At 70.0% G+C, this 13,887-nt stretch carries 18 protein-coding genes; 10 read left to right on the top strand and 8 right to left on the bottom strand.

The window, feature by feature from the left end; translation table 11 throughout:
• Positions 1 to 81: 81 nt before the first annotated feature.
• From K4S16_RS33705 to K4S16_RS33680, 6 genes are all read left to right on the top strand, one after another.
• A complete protein-coding gene (locus K4S16_RS33705) occupies positions 82 to 369 on the top strand; it encodes a WXG100 family type VII secretion target (protein ID WP_149263105.1) in 288 nt (95 codons plus the stop codon).
• 46 nt (positions 370 to 415) lie between these two features.
• The gene (locus K4S16_RS33700; RefSeq protein ID WP_235037235.1) at positions 416 to 712 is read left to right on the top strand and encodes a WXG100 family type VII secretion target; all 297 of its coding nucleotides are present in this window, start codon (positions 416 to 418) and stop codon (positions 710 to 712) included.
• A gap of 105 nt (positions 713 to 817) precedes the next feature.
• Positions 818 to 1,420: a hypothetical protein gene (locus K4S16_RS33695; protein ID WP_149263104.1), complete on the top strand. Its 603-nt coding sequence runs from the start codon at positions 818 to 820 to the stop codon at positions 1,418 to 1,420.
• Positions 1,421 to 1,444: 24 nt separating this feature from the next.
• On the top strand, positions 1,445 to 2,578 hold the full coding sequence (locus tag K4S16_RS33690) for a hypothetical protein (RefSeq protein ID WP_149263103.1): 1,134 nt from the start codon (positions 1,445 to 1,447) through the stop codon (positions 2,576 to 2,578).
• Positions 2,579 to 2,663: 85 nt separating this feature from the next.
• Complete coding sequence (locus K4S16_RS33685; protein WP_160161121.1) at positions 2,664 to 3,977, top strand: S8 family serine peptidase; 1,314 nt, start codon at positions 2,664 to 2,666, stop codon at positions 3,975 to 3,977.
• 4 nt (positions 3,978 to 3,981) lie between these two features.
• Complete coding sequence (locus K4S16_RS33680) at positions 3,982 to 4,704, top strand: sulfotransferase (protein ID WP_149263101.1); 723 nt, start codon at positions 3,982 to 3,984, stop codon at positions 4,702 to 4,704.
• Here K4S16_RS33680 and K4S16_RS44625 read toward each other — a convergent pair.
• Positions 4,701 to 5,375 (bottom strand): hypothetical protein, encoded by a 675-nt coding sequence (locus K4S16_RS44625; protein ID WP_160161119.1) that lies wholly within the window; start codon positions 5,373 to 5,375, stop codon positions 4,701 to 4,703. The two genes, K4S16_RS33680 and K4S16_RS44625, sit on opposite strands and share 4 nt — an antisense overlap.
• A gap of 512 nt (positions 5,376 to 5,887) precedes the next feature.
• Here K4S16_RS44625 and K4S16_RS33670 point away from each other — a divergent pair.
• From K4S16_RS33670 to K4S16_RS33655, 4 genes are read left to right on the top strand one after another with little or no spacing between them, the layout of a single operon-like run.
• On the top strand, positions 5,888 to 6,340 hold the full coding sequence (locus tag K4S16_RS33670) for an SAV_915 family protein (RefSeq protein WP_149263100.1): 453 nt from the start codon (positions 5,888 to 5,890) through the stop codon (positions 6,338 to 6,340).
• Complete coding sequence (locus tag K4S16_RS33665; RefSeq protein WP_149263099.1) at positions 6,337 to 6,654, top strand: DUF6317 family protein; 318 nt, start codon at positions 6,337 to 6,339, stop codon at positions 6,652 to 6,654. The genes K4S16_RS33670 and K4S16_RS33665 overlap by 4 nt, the downstream gene beginning before the upstream one ends.
• 12 nt (positions 6,655 to 6,666) lie before the next feature.
• Positions 6,667 to 7,497, top strand: a complete 831-nt coding sequence (locus K4S16_RS33660) for a hypothetical protein (RefSeq protein WP_149263098.1) — start codon at positions 6,667 to 6,669, stop codon at positions 7,495 to 7,497.
• A gap of 14 nt (positions 7,498 to 7,511) precedes the next feature.
• Positions 7,512 to 7,796 (top strand): hypothetical protein, encoded by a 285-nt coding sequence (locus tag K4S16_RS33655; RefSeq protein WP_149263097.1) that lies wholly within the window; start codon positions 7,512 to 7,514, stop codon positions 7,794 to 7,796.
• 129 nt (positions 7,797 to 7,925) lie between these two features.
• Here K4S16_RS33655 and K4S16_RS33650 read toward each other — a convergent pair whose 3' ends face one another.
• Genes K4S16_RS33650 through K4S16_RS33620 form a run of 7 tightly spaced genes read right to left on the bottom strand, consistent with a single transcriptional unit; the run spans position 7,926 to position 13,884 of the window.
• Positions 7,926 to 9,128: a hypothetical protein gene (locus K4S16_RS33650; RefSeq protein ID WP_149263096.1), complete on the bottom strand. Its 1,203-nt coding sequence runs from the start codon at positions 9,126 to 9,128 to the stop codon at positions 7,926 to 7,928.
• Positions 9,125 to 9,937: a hypothetical protein gene (locus K4S16_RS33645; protein WP_149263095.1), complete on the bottom strand. Its 813-nt coding sequence runs from the start codon at positions 9,935 to 9,937 to the stop codon at positions 9,125 to 9,127. Before K4S16_RS33645 ends, K4S16_RS33650 begins: the two co-directional genes overlap by 4 nt.
• 28 nt (positions 9,938 to 9,965) lie before the next feature.
• Positions 9,966 to 10,451, bottom strand: coding sequence for a hypothetical protein (locus K4S16_RS33640; protein WP_149263094.1), 486 nt, complete (start codon positions 10,449 to 10,451; stop codon positions 9,966 to 9,968).
• Between the two features lie 32 nt (positions 10,452 to 10,483).
• Positions 10,484 to 10,987 (bottom strand): hypothetical protein, encoded by a 504-nt coding sequence (locus tag K4S16_RS33635; protein ID WP_149263093.1) that lies wholly within the window; start codon positions 10,985 to 10,987, stop codon positions 10,484 to 10,486.
• A gap of 2 nt (positions 10,988 to 10,989) precedes the next feature.
• Positions 10,990 to 12,447, bottom strand: coding sequence for a glycohydrolase toxin TNT-related protein (locus tag K4S16_RS33630; protein WP_149263092.1), 1,458 nt, complete (start codon positions 12,445 to 12,447; stop codon positions 10,990 to 10,992).
• 39 nt (positions 12,448 to 12,486) lie between these two features.
• Positions 12,487 to 13,467: a hypothetical protein gene (locus K4S16_RS33625; RefSeq protein ID WP_149263091.1), complete on the bottom strand. Its 981-nt coding sequence runs from the start codon at positions 13,465 to 13,467 to the stop codon at positions 12,487 to 12,489.
• Positions 13,468 to 13,884, bottom strand: a complete 417-nt coding sequence (locus K4S16_RS33620) for a hypothetical protein (protein WP_149263090.1) — start codon at positions 13,882 to 13,884, stop codon at positions 13,468 to 13,470.
• Positions 13,885 to 13,887 lie beyond the last annotated feature (3 nt).

Here is a 13,887-nt window from a genome sequence, read left to right as displayed (position 1 = left end):
CCACTCTCCTGAGGCGCGCGACCAGAATTCGCAAACGGAGGTGACACTGTGGGTAACACGTCCGCAGCCGACAGAGCAGCAATGCAGCAGGCCGCCACGCGGATCGAGGACTCCGCGGGCATCGTCAAGGGCCTGCAGAGCCAGCTCGAGGGGCACAAGTCGCAGCTCATGTCCGGCTGGGCCGGTAACGCCGCGGTGTCGTTCGACCGTGTCTTCAACGAGTTCCAGACCGAGATGAACAAGGTGCGCACCGCCCTCGAGGGCATGCACCAGAAGCTCGTGCACACGAAGATCACGTACGAGAGCACGGAGCAGGAGCAGCAGGACGCGGTGAACAAGATCAACCAGCTGCTCAACGGCGGCACCTGATCGGCTCCCTTTCCCGTCATTCCTTCGACCGCAAAGGACTCCTTCCGTGAGCGACAGCTACACAAAGGCCAATTTCGGCGCGATGCAGCAGGCCCAGGCCGACTTCACGCTGGCCTACCGCGCCCTCGTCGACGAGCTCGACGACCTCGAGAAGACCCTCGAACAGCACCTCTCCCAGTGGGAGGGCGGCGCCCAGGCCGCCTACTGGGACGCCAAGCGCCAGTGGGACTCCGCGGCGGCCCACATCGGGCAGGTCCTGAACCAGCTCGGTGTCGTCATCGGCGACGCGCACAGCAACTACAGCGGTGCGGAGCGGGCCAACCAGAACATCTGGGCGGGCTGACCCCGGGGCACATGCCCTGGTCTACGTCGTGCAGGGCCTCGGCCGGGGGTCTGCACGGCGTAGTCGTGCCGGGGGCAGGGACATGATTCGCCAGGAGGGCGAGCGATGGGCGACAAGTTTCATCTGACAGACGAGCAGCTCAAGAACGTCGAGTACACCGAAACCGTCGGGGCCAACCAGTACAGCGCCGGCCAGACCGTCACGGTGCACGGCCTGACCCAGGACGAGTGGGACGACCTTCCGGAGTGGCGCCAGCGCGACCTGTACTACGAGTACAGCGCGGGCGCCCACGCCGGTAAGTGGGACGACCCGAAGAACGCCCTCCCGCGCGGCCAGGAGCCCGACCGCAGCAAGTGGGACATGAAGGCCGAGAAGGGCTACGACGTCGATCCCGCTGAGCTCCGCCAGCTCGCGAAGGACATGAAGTACAAGCTCGACATCTGGAAGCGCAAGCTCAACCAGGTCGGCACCACCCAGATCAGCACGGCCGACCTCGGCGGGGCCAAGGGCTCGGAGAAGTTCGTGGAAGTCGCGAACGCCAGCAAGTCCGGCTTCCAGGAGTACATCTCCGCCATCGAGGGCGCCTACAACGGCGTGATCGGCAAGCTCAACGCGACGGCGGACCAGTACGAGAACGCGCACCACAACACCAACACCCGGGTCAAGGGCGTCGATCCGACCGGCAACGGCAATCCGAACCTCAAGTGACGGCCACCCCGGAAGGAGGGACCCATGGGTAAGCGGAACCCCGAGTCGTACCCGATCAGGGACGGGATGGAGTTCGGGAGCTACAGCTTCGGCGACGAGAACTTCGACGACGTCAAGAACAAGCTCAAGAGCATCAAGCCCGAGTCCGTCGGCCACGCGTCGACCGCGTACAAGGACGCCTCCGACGTCCTCGCGGAGATGACCGACGAACTGCGCAACAACTTCGCCAAGCGGATTGTCAAGCACTGGCAGGGCGACGTGGCCCAGGAGGCCCTCGACCAGCTCGGCCAGGTGTACGAGACGTCGGGCAAGCTGTCGGACGACAGCCACAACAACGCGCAGCTCTACAACTGGTACAAGACCAGCATCCTCGACTGGTACAAGACGACCGGCGAGACGATGGAGGACGGGTACTTCAACACCGACAGTGACGACGAGCGCGCCCGCGAGTTGATGAAGAACTACAACACGCGGATGAAGGAGGCCTTCGACGGCCACCCGCTCAAGATCACCAAGGACCTCCCGATCACGGCCGGTGGCGGGCACGACAAGCCGGGCGGTCCCGGCAGCCCGCCCGGCGGTCCGGGCAGCCCGCCCGGTGGCCCCGGCAGCCCCGGGAGCCCGCCCGGCGGCCCGGGTGGCGTGCCCCTTCCGAAGTCCGACAGCGCGAGCCCGTTCCACCCGCCGGGCAACAACAGCCCGTTCCACCCGGGTGGGAACCCCAACAGCCCGTTCCACCCGCCTGGCAACACGGGCCCGTACCACCCGCCCGGCGGCGTTCCGGGCAGTAACCCGTTCGGCGGCCACACGGGTACCGATCTGTCGGGCATGCCCGGCGGCGGTCCCCCCGGCGGCGGCCCCGGTCTCGGCGGCGGCCCGGGCGGCGGCCCCGGCTTCGGCGCCGACCCGGGCGGCTTCGGCGGTGCGGGCGCGGGCACGGGCTCGGCGGGCGGTCCCGGCGGCGCCTTCGGCGGCGGCGCAGGCCTCGGCGGAGCCGGCCGCGCCGGCGCGGGCATGCGCGGACCCATGGGCGGCATGCCGATGGGGCAGGGCGCCCAGGGCGGCAAGGACGAGGAGCGCGAGCGCAACACGTGGCTCACTGAAGATGAGGACGTCTGGGGAGCCGACGACGACACCGCTCCTCCGGTGATCGGCTGAACCCGAACGGGACGTGATGCGGGCGGACGGGGCCACGGGCCGCGTCCGCCCGCACCGGCGCGGCGGACTAGGGAGTGTGCGACAGATGCGGTGGCTGCTTCGGACGGCGGCGGCGGTGGCGGCGATCGGACTGGCGGCGGCGCCGCTCGCACCCGCGCACGCTACCCCGGGGCCCAGGGCGGACCAGTGGTGGTTCGACTCGTGGGGCATCCAGCAGGACGTGTGGCCCATCACCAAGGGCAAGGGCGTGACGGTCGCCGTCATCGACACGGGCGTCAATGCGCAACTGCCCGACATGCGGCCCGTGGTGATCCCCGGCATCGACCTGACCGGCAACGGCGGGGACGGCAGGCAGGACACCGACGCCTACAAGCACGGCCACGGCACGGGCATGGCGAGCCTCATCGCCTCGCAGGGCACCAAGACGGGGTTCGTGGGCATTGCTCCCGAGGCCAAGATCCTCCCGATCGTCGCCTCGTTGAGCGGCACCACGACGGGCAAGGCCGTCCGCTACGCGGTCGATCACGGCGCCAAGGTGATCAACATCTCGGAGGCCAGTGAGTCCGCCGACATCTATCCGAACCAGTGCCCGCCGCAACTACTCGAAGCCATCGAGTACGCCGCCGCGAAGGACGTCGTCATCGTCGCTAGCGCTGGCAACTCCGGCGACTTCAACAACAAGCCCGCTTATCCGGCGTCTTGCCCGGGCGTCGTCGCCGTGGGCGCGCTCGGACAGAACGGCAAGCCGTGGAAGTCGACCCAGCGGCAACCCTACGTCACCGTTGGCGCCCCGGGCGCGGACGTCGGCTGGATCAACAAGGACGGCCACGCCTACAACGCGGGCGAGGGGACGAGCCAAGCGTCCGCGCTGACCTCTGGCGCCGTCGCCCTCATCCGCAGCCGCTACCCGCAGATGCCTGCGCGCCAGGTCGTGCAGCGCCTGACGGCCACCGCCAAGGACTTCGGCCCGCCCGGCAAGGACGATCTGCTCGGCTACGGGGTCATCAGCATTCCGCGCGCCCTCAAGCAGAACGTCCCGTCGAGCGCGCCGAACCCGGTGTACGAGCGGCTCGACAAGGTGGCGGGTGCGAAGAAGGCCGGGGCCGGGACCACGAAGACGGCCGCCGAGAAGGACGACTCCGGCGGCTTCCCGATCCTCATCGTGGTCGGCGTCGTGGTCGTGCTGATCGTCGTGGGCGGCGTCGTGTTCCTGGTCATGCGGGGCCGCAAGAAGCCCGCCGCGCCGTCCGGGCCGATGCCGGGGCCCATGGGCCCGCCGCAGCCGTTCGGCGCGCCCCAGTCCGGCCCGCAGCAGTCGCCGTACCAGTCGGGTCCGCAGCAGCGGCCCCCGGCGGGCCCGCCGGCCGGTGGACCGCAGAACCCGCCGCCCGGCCGCTGACGGGATGCGCCGGAGGCTGACCGCGCCGACGTTCATCCTCTCGTCGGTGCGGACGGGTTCGACGCTGCTGCGCGCCGTCCTCGGCGCGCATTCCGAACTGCACGCCCCGCACGAGACGCACCTCGGCGACATCACGGTGGGCTTCGAGTCCCGCCAGGTCGCCGCCTCGATGGAGCGGCTCGGGCACACCGAACGCGAGCTGCGCTTCCTGCTCTGGGACGCGGTCCTCGCCGAGGAGCTCGCGCGCAGCGGCAAGCGGCACCTGGTCAACAAGTCGCCCAACGACGTCTTCATCCGCGACGAGATCGCGGCCTGCTGGCCCGACGCCCGGTTCGTCTTCCTGATCCGCCACCCGGCCGCGATCCTGCGGTCCTGGCGCAACGCCCGGCCGTACTACTCCCGCGACGACCTGGTCGCCGACATCGTCCGGTACTGCGAGGCGGTCGAGGCCGCCCGCACGGAGCTGCCGGGCCCGACCGTCCGGTACGAGGACCTGGTCGGCGACCCGGCTGGGATCGTCCGGGGCCTCTGCGACTTCCTCGGCGTCGAGTGGGAGGAGGAGATGCTCGACTACGGGAAGGCGGGCACGGACACCTTCGTCCCCGGGCTCGGCGACTGGATGGAGAAGATCAAGTCCGGTCGGATCCAGTCGGATCTGCTGGTCCCCGGCCCTCCGCCGCCGCAGCTGAAGGACGTCTGCGTCGCCTGGGGCTACCCGCCGGACTAGCGGCTCAGGCAGTCCTCGCACGCCGCGAGCGTCTTCGCGATCTCCCGGGCGGCCGCCTCGGCGCCCGCCCGCGCGGCCGCCTCGTCCAGCGGCACGGCCTTGCCGATCTTGGGGGAGCCGTCCACGCCGAGCGGCGACGTCGTCCCCCGGAACCGGACGCTGATGACCGCGTTGCGCAGGCGCACCGTCGCGGCGACGGAACCGGACCGGCCGAGCGGCCCGGTGAGCGTCAGATGCTGCGTGAACGCCTGGTCGCCGATGCCTATCGCGGCGGGGGCCTCGGCGTGCAGGGAACCGGGCGCGCCCTTCGCCGTGCCCGCCATGGACCGGGCCCCGTCCCACGCCGCGCCGTACTCGGACTTCGCCGCCGCGAGCCCGTCCAGATGCAGCCGCACCGAGACGTTCAGCCGCCGGGACGTGCTGACGCCCTTGGCCCCCACCGGCTCCGCCCACTCGCACGCCTCGTACCGCTCGTCCGGCGAGTTCCTCGCCTTGCTGGGGACGGGCGGGTCGGACATGGGCACGTACCGTTCGAGCGTCTCCCCGGGCACCAGCGAGCACGGCTCGGGCATGGACGTGAACCGAGCAGGCCCCGACTCGCCCGAAGACCCGCTCACGGCCCAGACGCCCCCGGCGGCGGCGACCAGGACCAGCGCACCGGCCCCCAACACCCACCGACTCGCCCACCACCGATGCGGCGCGGCGACATGCGCCTCAGGCCCCCCGACGGCCGGTTCTGAAACCTCGACCGACTCCGGAACCTCGACGCGCGCCTCTTCGCCCAGCCGGTCAGACCCGTCCAGCTGCTGGTCCGGAGCCAAGAACTCCGGACGCCCCCCATCCGACAAGGTTGCGAGCCCCCAACCCGACGCCGACACTCCGCCGCGAGGCTAACACCTTCCCCCCACCCCCGGCGCAGGCACAACTGATCAGCGGAGACGATCTCCGTGAACGCCGAGCCCGTTCCCCTCCTGCGGCGTTCAAGCCCGAACCGGCGGCCGCCCGAACGGTGAGCTGTCGCCGGGCAGCTTCGGACAGGCCGAACATCGAACCGGCCGCCGGCGTCGGGGCAAGCCGATGTTCACGTACTTGGTGACACGGGTCAATGAAGCTGTTATTCTCCCCAACGAGCTAATGGGCAAATCGTGCGCCAAGTGATATCAATCGTGATGACAGGAAGATTATGGCAAATGAGAAAGACGTTGATTCCATCGAGAAATTACTCAATACTAATACGCCATATGCGGGAAGATGTCAGCCGAAAGCAGGTCTGCCGTCTGCCAGTGGCGGTGAGGCCGTCCAGGGGGCTTCCTCGGCGCTCGATGCATCCCAGTCGATGTACGTACCGGCTCATCCGCTGGTCCGCGACGGCGAGGTCGTCATCGGCTACGAGACCCGGGAGCTCGAACCCGGGCGTTCGGCTTTGCCCGTCTTCTCCAGCGAGCAGAAGCTCGTGGAGCAGCTCGGCGCCGTCCAACCCTGGGTGACGATCAGACTTGAGACCTTGGTCGACCTCATGGGTGCGCGCTTTCTGGCCGTCGATCCGACCGTGGATCCGGATGCGGAGCGGTGGACCGCCCGCGAGGCTGCCGAGCATGAGGCCCTGATCAGACGAGAGCTGGGGAGATCGTCATGACCGAGGTGCAGGTGGTCTTCAAGGACCTGCTGGCGGCATCGAAGGCCTTTCATGTGCACGGCAAGGAGTTCGGCGACATCGTCCCCAAGGCGGGCCCTCCGGCTCCGCACGTCAACGAGCCGACCCTCCAACTGGTGCTGCCGAAGGTCTTGCAGGCGATCGGCGCCATGCATGATGCCGTTGCCGCGTCCATGGAGGCGCACTCGGTGAAGTTGCGCCGCGCGCATGACGTCTACCTGACGTCTGAATTGAAGAACCGGGATCTGATCGAACGCTTGGCGCAGGCGCTCGCCAACCCCGACGCGATTCAGTAGGAGACCTTTCAGATGGCTCCCAAGGACGGAGACTCCCCTGTCGCTCTGCCGTACAACACGATCGGCGGGCAGTGGAACATAGGCGTGGACTTCGTTGGCCTGGCGGGACTGGCCAACACCCTGCACAAGTACGTGTCCGCGGACGAGCGGATCGTTTCCGACGTCAACAAGTCGGTTCACCGCGTGACGAAGGACGCGGGGTGGCGGGGAGACGCGGCCAAGAGCTTCAATGAGGCGTGGGAGAAGGACACGCAGTTCGCCCAGAAACTCTCCACCTTCGAGGATGGTGTAGGCGATGTCATCGCGGACCTGGCGGTCGCGTTGGCCTGGATCCAGAAGAAGCTTGTGGAAAGAGTGGACGAACTGGCGCGGACCGTCGGCCTGACCAACTTCGGCGGTGACCCGGGGGTGGCGCAGGCCGCGCTGCGATCCGAGCAGGCCAAGGCCGGCCGGGAGGCCGACAAGCTCTCCCAGAAGGCGCAGAAGGAAGCGGCCGAGAAACTCATCGCGCTGTACTCGGGTAAAGCGGGAGGTTGGTCGGCGGTCAAGGCGCTGGACGACCTCGAGCACAACCAGTACGTCCCCCGCGAGCTGCAGAAGACCATCTCCAAGATCGAGGATGGTCTCAGGGAGCAGGTGCCCGGCGAGAAGTCGTTGTTCGATCAGGTGACCGGGAGCAAAACGCTGACGGGGTTGGGGGTGGGAGGTACGGTCGGGGCCTTCGTCGGCGGCGTCATCGGCGTGGTGGGGGGGCCTCCCGGGATAGGCACGGGTGCCGCCATCGGGGGCCTGATCGGTTCCAGCGGTGGCGGCATATGGGGCGGTATAGAGGACCTCTTCTAGCAGAGTTGAGACGAATGAAGCATTTCGAGCTGCTGGTCGGTGCGGGGCTCATCGTGCTCAGCCTGTTCTCGTCAGCCAACTGCCTGCTGCGGGTTCGGCGAGGCACGGGACTGGAAGGCATGCAGTACGTCGTCGTCGCGAACTTCTTTATGGGAGTGTTCCTGATCACGTTCGCGCTGGCCAGGTCCGATGCGGTCGGGGGAGTGGTGATGCTGGGGTCGGCGTGCCTCGGATTCGGTGCCGGGGCCCTCGTCCTGATCAATTCGGTGCGCCAGATCAGAAAGGACCCGTTCGACTGATGTGACCCGTCCGTCACTCCCTGCGGTCGTCGAGGGCGGCTCGCGCACGATAGGTCCGGCCTGCGTTCAGCCGCAGTGGGGCTGCGGCCTGTCAGCGTATTCGCGGCGCCCGGTCGATCCTGCGGGGGGTCACATGGGGGGTGGGACGAGGAGTCGGTGCCAGCGGAGGGTGCGTTTTGCTCGTTCGCGGGTGGCGGGGTCTTCCGGGGGGAGTTGGGCGTTCGCGGCCCGGATGTGGTGCAGGAGGTCGGGCTCGGGCGGGATGCCGTGGTGCTCCAGGTGGTGGGGGACTCCGCCCAGCCAGATCCAGGTGCCGTCCGTCTGGTAGGTGTCGGGGACGGTGGACGGGCGCGCCGGGTCGAAGGCGTCGGAGAAGAGGCGTCCGCTGTCGTAGACGACCGGGGCCTCGCGCAGGTAGCGCAGGACCGCGTCGCGTTCGGCCGGGTCGAGGGCGGGGCGCTTCATGGTCTCCGGGTCGCCCGGGACCGGGTTGTTGGCCAGGCGCAGCGACTGCTCGTACGCGTCCGCGCGGTCGCGGAGGGCGGCCAGGGTGGGCGAGTCCTGCACGGCCGCGTCCGGGGGGACGGCGCCCGCGACGGGGTCGGCGGGCATGGTGCGGCAGTGGGAGAGGACCTCGGACGCGGGGACGTTCCGGGCGTGCAGGTCGCGGAGCCGCTGGATCCAGACGCCGGCGGCGTCGCTGCCGAGGGCGGCCGCGTCGGCGCGGGGCAGGAAGAGGGCCGCGGTGCCGCCCTGCCAGAGGTAGCCGAGGACGACGCCGTCCTGCACGACCGGCAGGTACCGGACGGGCCCGTCGGTGGTCAGGTCGTAGCTCGGCGGCAGCTCGAAGTGCAGCGGCCCCCAGCCCTCCGACCGGTCCATCGGGGTGCCGTCGGGGAACTCGCCGTGGCTGAGGGACTCCCACGGGGAGCGTTCGGCGCCGGGGTTGGCCAGTTCGGCCAGGGCCTGCCTGCCGTCCGCGGTCTCCTCGCGGGCATCGGCGGGGACGCCGCCGCCGCGCGGGTCCTCGGGGCGGCCGATCCACTGCCGGATCGCCTCGCGGGACGGCAGCCCCCGCGTGTAGGACTCCCGGAGCCGCTCCGACCACACGGCGGGCGCTCCGAACGCCTCCTGCACGTACTGGTTGCGGCGGATGAAGCCGGCGGACCTGTCGTCCATGCCCGCCCACAGGTACCCGACGTGGAGGCCGTTCAGCATCACGGGGAGGTACACGATCGGCGTGCGGGTCGTGTAGGAGTACGACTCGCTCGACTCCGCGATCCGCGGCGCCTGGGGGAAGCCCTGCGGGCCGTTCGGCGGGGGGAGGTTCATGACGACTCCGAGCCGGTGATGGTCGCGACCGCGGCGGAGCGGACGTCGTCGGCGACGTCCGGCACCCGGAACCCGGTCTGCCGGATGTGGGCTGCGAGCTCGGGCTCGGGAGGGACGCCGTGGGCGCGCAGGTAGTAGCCGACGGCGCCGGGCCAGATCCACGTGCCGTCGGTGTGGAAGGTCAGCGGGACGTTCCGCGCGTGGTCCGGGTCGAGGGCGTCGCTGTCGTAGCTGCGCGCCGCCAGCACGATCGGGGCCTGCTCCAGGTAGCGGACCATCGCGTCGCGCTCCGCGCCGGGGACGTCGGGCCGCCGCGCCTCGGGCCGCCCGTCGGGGGCCGTGCCGTCGAAGGGCTTGGCGATGCGCATGCCTTGCGCCTGCGGGGTGCTCAGCCAGGCGGGGGTGTGCTCGGAGTCGCGCGGGAACCTGCGGCGTTCGTCGTCCGACGCGTCCGGGGGCGGCGGGCTCTGCCAGCGCGGCTCGCCCTCGCGGTCGTACCGGACGTCGTAGGTGAACGGGAACGTCAGCTTGAAGGTGGCGGAGAACCAGGTGCCGAGGCCGGGGGCGTACATGCCGGCGCGCAGCCGCTCGAACAGCTCGCCGAGCGCGGCGGGCACGTCGAACGGGCTGGGCAGCCCGGGCCCGGTGACCATGCGGAGCTGCCCCAGGGTCTCGGTGTGCGACCCGAGCGAGCGGTGCACGACCGTGCATTCCCCCCACCCCGGGGGCAGGGTGTGCGTCAGCAGCAGGGTGATCTGCTGGAGCAGGTCGTTCTGCTCGACGGGGTTCAGCGGCCCGTTCTCGCTCACGACTTACCTCTTTCCGTCCGTCCGAGGGTCATCGGCCCGCGCCTGCTGCCTGGTCGAGCCGCTCTCGCAGCCAGCCGGGGATGTGCTCGTCCGCGCGGGGGAACGCCGCGAGGTCGCGGGCCCACGCCTCGGGCGGGACGGGCGGGTCCCACAGGGGGTCGAAGTCCCCGTTGAAGCTGACCCAGTAGGCGCTCGGCGGGTCCATCATGAACCGCATCCCGAACCAGGTCCCCTCGCCGGGCCGGTACATCATCGACCGCAGCTCGCCCGCGACGAGCGCGCACTCGCGGGGCGGGTCGACGGCGGGGGAGCCCCCGTCCGGCATGATCACGGTGAGGCGGAGGTCGGTGACGCCGGCCAGCATGAGGATCTTCAGGTCGATCCGCCGCCAGCCCGCCGGGGCGACCTGCAGCACCGCCCGTCCGAGTTGCTGCGTCAGCTCCTCGTAGCGCTGCCGATCGTAGGGCCGGGGCTCCTGCGGCGGAACCGACGCCTCGGCGGGGGGCTGGTTCATCGTGTCGCTGCTCCTCTCCTCGTCGCGCAAGTCTATTGCTCCCGCCGCATCGGGCCGTGCGTTCCCAGCCGCGCACCGAGCCATTCCGGGACGTGCGCGTCCGCGCGGGGGAAGACGTCGAGGTCGCGTCGCCATTCCGCGGCGGAGAGCGGCGGGTCCCACAAGGGATCGAACGCGCGGTTGTAGCTCACCCAGAAAGCGTCCGGCGGGTCCATCATGAACCGCATTCCGAACCAGGTCCCCTGGCCGGGCCGGTACATGAGCGACCGGATTTCCGCAGCCATTTCGACGAGTTCCGGCATGGGCTCCACCAATGGCCTACCGCCGTTCTTTCGCACCACCGTCAGTTGGACATCGCACACGCCGACCAGCATGCGGATCTTGAGGTCGATGCGTTTCCAGCCCGCCGGCGCGACCTCGGTCAGGGCCTGCTTCATGCGGTCGAGGAGCAGCGCGTGGCGCTCCGCGTCGTAGGGGCGCGGCTCCTGCGGCGGGACGTCGGGTGCGGCGAGCCGTACGGGCTCTCTCCTGGCCATTCCTACTCCCCGAAGTCCCATTTGTCCCGGAGCGGGACGGGTGTGCCCCCGGGCTCGCTGATCTCGACGATGTCACCGGCCTCGAGGTGGCCGCGGATCGAGCGTTCGAGGACGTAGGCCCGGCCGCGCTCGTCGGGCAGCCGCTTCGGTCCGCGTTCTCCCGGCCGGTAGACGGTCCTGGAGTCCGGGACGAAGACGGTCGCCTCAAGCGGCCGCAGGAGCCGGTAGACCCGGTAGGGGGTGTCCTCCGGATACCCGTGCAGTTGCCGTCTCTCGAACGGCGTGCCGATGGTGAAGAGGGTGCCGAGGTTATCCCCGTCGTAGGTGTCCAGTTCCGTTCCGGCTTCCAGCGTCACCGTTTCGTCGGGGGCGGGCGGCGGGACCTTGGCCTTGGGCAGCGATGACCGGACGTGCCATGCGAAGATCTCGTGCGTGCTGACGAAATCGCCCTTCGCCGGGACCGGGCTGGGATGCACGACGAAGTACCCGCCCGGCCTGTTCGCCAGTGGCAACAGCGCGAAGTAGCGGCGTCCTCGGCCGGTGGCGGGCCGTGGCCGCTCGGCGGCGATCGTACGGCGGATCTGCTTGATCCCGTTCCGCGCGGAGGAGTCGAGCGTCCAGGCGTCGATGTTCATTCTGGGGGCGGTGGTCTCGCTCAGGACGCCGGCGCCCCGCAGGACCGAGGAGTTCACCTCCACGCCGGCCTCGGCGATCACGGCACCGGCAGCGGCCGCGGCGGCGGCCGCGGGATCGGTGTACGCGTGCCGCTCGGCGCACACGCCGTCCTTCATGCGCACGGCCAGCCAGGCGGGAGCCAGGTGGACGACCGACCAGCATCCCTCCGCCAGACGGCCGACCAGGAACCGGTCGGCGTTCTCCGGGGGGAGGAAGTCGAGCAGCCGGTCGCGCGCCGCCGCGAACAACCCGTCGAGGCCATCGGGCAGGGCCGCTTCGAGGTCGGTTTCGGGCTGCGGAGCGAACCCGTCCGGCTCGAACCGGTCCGCCGCCTCCTGCGCGGCCGCCAGTTCCGCCATCCACTCGGGGACGCGATGGGGTTCCTGCGGGAACATGCGCAGCTCTTCGGCCGCGGCGGCCGGGGGGATCTCGTCCATGAACGTGATCTCGTCAACGCTCTTGAACCTGACCTCCCACCGCGGGATCCCGCCGTCCGCGAGTGAGGAGGAAGCGGGCCGCAGCTCGACCTTCAGGTCCATTTCCAGCCACGTGCCGTCGCCTTCCACATGCATGCGCGATCGGAGGTCGCGCAGCAGGGAGTAGATGCCGGTGAACGGGAGCAGCGCCTCCGTCCGGTTGAATCCATAGGGGACGGCGGCCTGCTCGAAGGACGTGCCGACGGCGGAATAGGCGAACTTCATGGATTCCGTGCCGCCGGGCGCGAGATGGACGAGCAGCGCGGCGATCTCGTTGAGGCGCGCGTCCTGCTCCGCGGTGTCCAACATGCTCTCACCTCCCGTTCCCGGTCGTCGCCGACGCTGTTCTCACGCGCCCGCCCGGCGCTGCGACTCGCGCTGCCGCTGGTAGACGCGGGTCGCTTCCGCTTCGCCGAGCCGGACGATGTCGCCGGCCTCGAGCAGCGCCGCTACCGGGCGCGGCAGAAGATACCCCTGCCCTCCTGTCGACGGCTCCCGGACGCGGCCCAGGCCCCGCGCGGGAATGGCGGTCGCGTTGACCGGGAAGCCCGGATACACCCGGATGGGGCGCCGGACAAGATAGAACCTGCGCACGAGGTCGCGTCCGGTCCCGAAGAGCCCGCGCCGCTCGAAAGGCGCGTCCAGGGTGAACAGATACGGCTCGTCGGACGGGGCGTAGGTGTCCAGCAGCGTGTCCACCGGAAGGTCCTCTCCGGCACTCGCCCCGAAATCGCCGGGAAGGCGCGACCGGACGTGCGCCGCGAAGAAGTCGTGCGCCCAGATGAACAGGCCGTCCTCGGTGTGCGGCACGCGGGGGAGCACCTGATATCCCCGGGGGCGCTCGAGGACGTGGTCGAGCGTGACGCCGGAATCCCCGTACCGGGGGCGGTCGGCGTCACGAGACGCCGCCACGAGCCGTCGGCCTTCGTCCTTCAGCGTGCAGACGAGGCGTTTCGCGGACTCGTCCCAAGTACTGTCGAAAACGCCCTGATCCCGCAGGAGACCCTCGTGGATCACCGCGTCCTCGTCGACGATCAGCCCTGCGGCGGCGTGGGCGACCGCGTCCTGAGCCGACGAGAAGGAAGCCGTGTGAGCGGGCGCGGACGCCGTTCCGCCGGTGCCGCGGACGGCCAGCCATACGCCGTCCCCGCGCAGCACCGACCAGCAGCCCGGTTCGAGACGCCCCACCAGGAAACGCGAGGCCCGGTCGCCGGCGAAGTCGCGCAATATCCGGCGCGCCCAGACGAACGTCCAGGCGCTTTCCGGGTAGAGCCGCCCGACGAGTTCGTGCTCGTCCTGCGGGACCTCTGGGAGTGTTTCAGGGGTCATTCACGCGTCCTCGGGCGTCCCTTGCCGTCCCTGCGCGCGGAGCTCCGCCTCGAAGAGGTCGTGGACGCGGAGGCGCAGCGTGTGGACGAGGGCCTTCTCCTCCGGCGTGAGGGGGCGGGGCTCGGCACGGGCCGCGTCCAAGAGGCCGTTGATGGTCTCGTAGAGCGCGTACGCGGGGCCTTCACCGCGCAGATACCGTCCCCGGTACTCCTCGACCCGCTGGATGAACTCGTCCCGGGAAAGCGTGTCGATGTCCGCGGTGGTCCCGAACCAGATCTTGTCCAGGTAGGACTTGTCGAGCTGGAACTCGCCGGTCCGCGGGGACAGCGCCCAGACGAACAGGCCGCCGTCGGGCGCCTTGACGAACGCGACCGGCCTCCGCTCATAGGTGTAGTACTGCGGATACTCCTCAGCCATTTC

Source organism: Actinomadura sp. K4S16, from assembly GCF_008327685.1.
Taxonomy (GTDB): domain Bacteria; phylum Actinomycetota; class Actinomycetes; order Streptosporangiales; family Streptosporangiaceae; genus Spirillospora.
This window is presented reverse-complemented; position numbering and strand designations above follow the sequence as displayed.

Excerpts from the sequence above, each read along its gene's own strand:
- K4S16_RS33705 (WP_149263105.1), top strand. The coding sequence starts at position 82 with ATGCAGCAGGCCGCCACGCGGATCGAGGACTCCGCGGGCATCGTCAAG.
- K4S16_RS33695 (WP_149263104.1), top strand. The coding sequence starts at position 818 with ATGGGCGACAAGTTTCATCTGACAGACGAGCAGCTCAAGAACGTCGAG.
- K4S16_RS33690 (WP_149263103.1), top strand. The coding sequence starts at position 1,445 with ATGGGTAAGCGGAACCCCGAGTCGTACCCGATCAGGGACGGGATGGAG.
- K4S16_RS33685 (WP_160161121.1), top strand. The coding sequence starts at position 2,664 with ATGCGGTGGCTGCTTCGGACGGCGGCGGCGGTGGCGGCGATCGGACTG.
- K4S16_RS33680 (WP_149263101.1), top strand. The coding sequence starts at position 3,982 with ATGCGCCGGAGGCTGACCGCGCCGACGTTCATCCTCTCGTCGGTGCGG.
- K4S16_RS33670 (WP_149263100.1), top strand. The coding sequence starts at position 5,888 with ATGGCAAATGAGAAAGACGTTGATTCCATCGAGAAATTACTCAATACT.
- K4S16_RS33665 (WP_149263099.1), top strand. The coding sequence starts at position 6,337 with ATGACCGAGGTGCAGGTGGTCTTCAAGGACCTGCTGGCGGCATCGAAG.
- K4S16_RS33660 (WP_149263098.1), top strand. The coding sequence starts at position 6,667 with ATGGCTCCCAAGGACGGAGACTCCCCTGTCGCTCTGCCGTACAACACG.
- K4S16_RS33655 (WP_149263097.1), top strand. The coding sequence starts at position 7,512 with ATGAAGCATTTCGAGCTGCTGGTCGGTGCGGGGCTCATCGTGCTCAGC.
- K4S16_RS33650 (WP_149263096.1), bottom strand. The coding sequence starts at position 9,128 with ATGAACCTCCCCCCGCCGAACGGCCCGCAGGGCTTCCCCCAGGCGCCG.
- K4S16_RS33640 (WP_149263094.1), bottom strand. The coding sequence starts at position 10,451 with ATGAACCAGCCCCCCGCCGAGGCGTCGGTTCCGCCGCAGGAGCCCCGG.
- K4S16_RS33635 (WP_149263093.1), bottom strand. The coding sequence starts at position 10,987 with ATGGCCAGGAGAGAGCCCGTACGGCTCGCCGCACCCGACGTCCCGCCG.
- K4S16_RS33630 (WP_149263092.1), bottom strand. The coding sequence starts at position 12,447 with ATGTTGGACACCGCGGAGCAGGACGCGCGCCTCAACGAGATCGCCGCG.
- K4S16_RS33625 (WP_149263091.1), bottom strand. The coding sequence starts at position 13,467 with ATGACCCCTGAAACACTCCCAGAGGTCCCGCAGGACGAGCACGAACTC.
- K4S16_RS33620 (WP_149263090.1), bottom strand. The coding sequence starts at position 13,884 with ATGGCTGAGGAGTATCCGCAGTACTACACCTATGAGCGGAGGCCGGTC.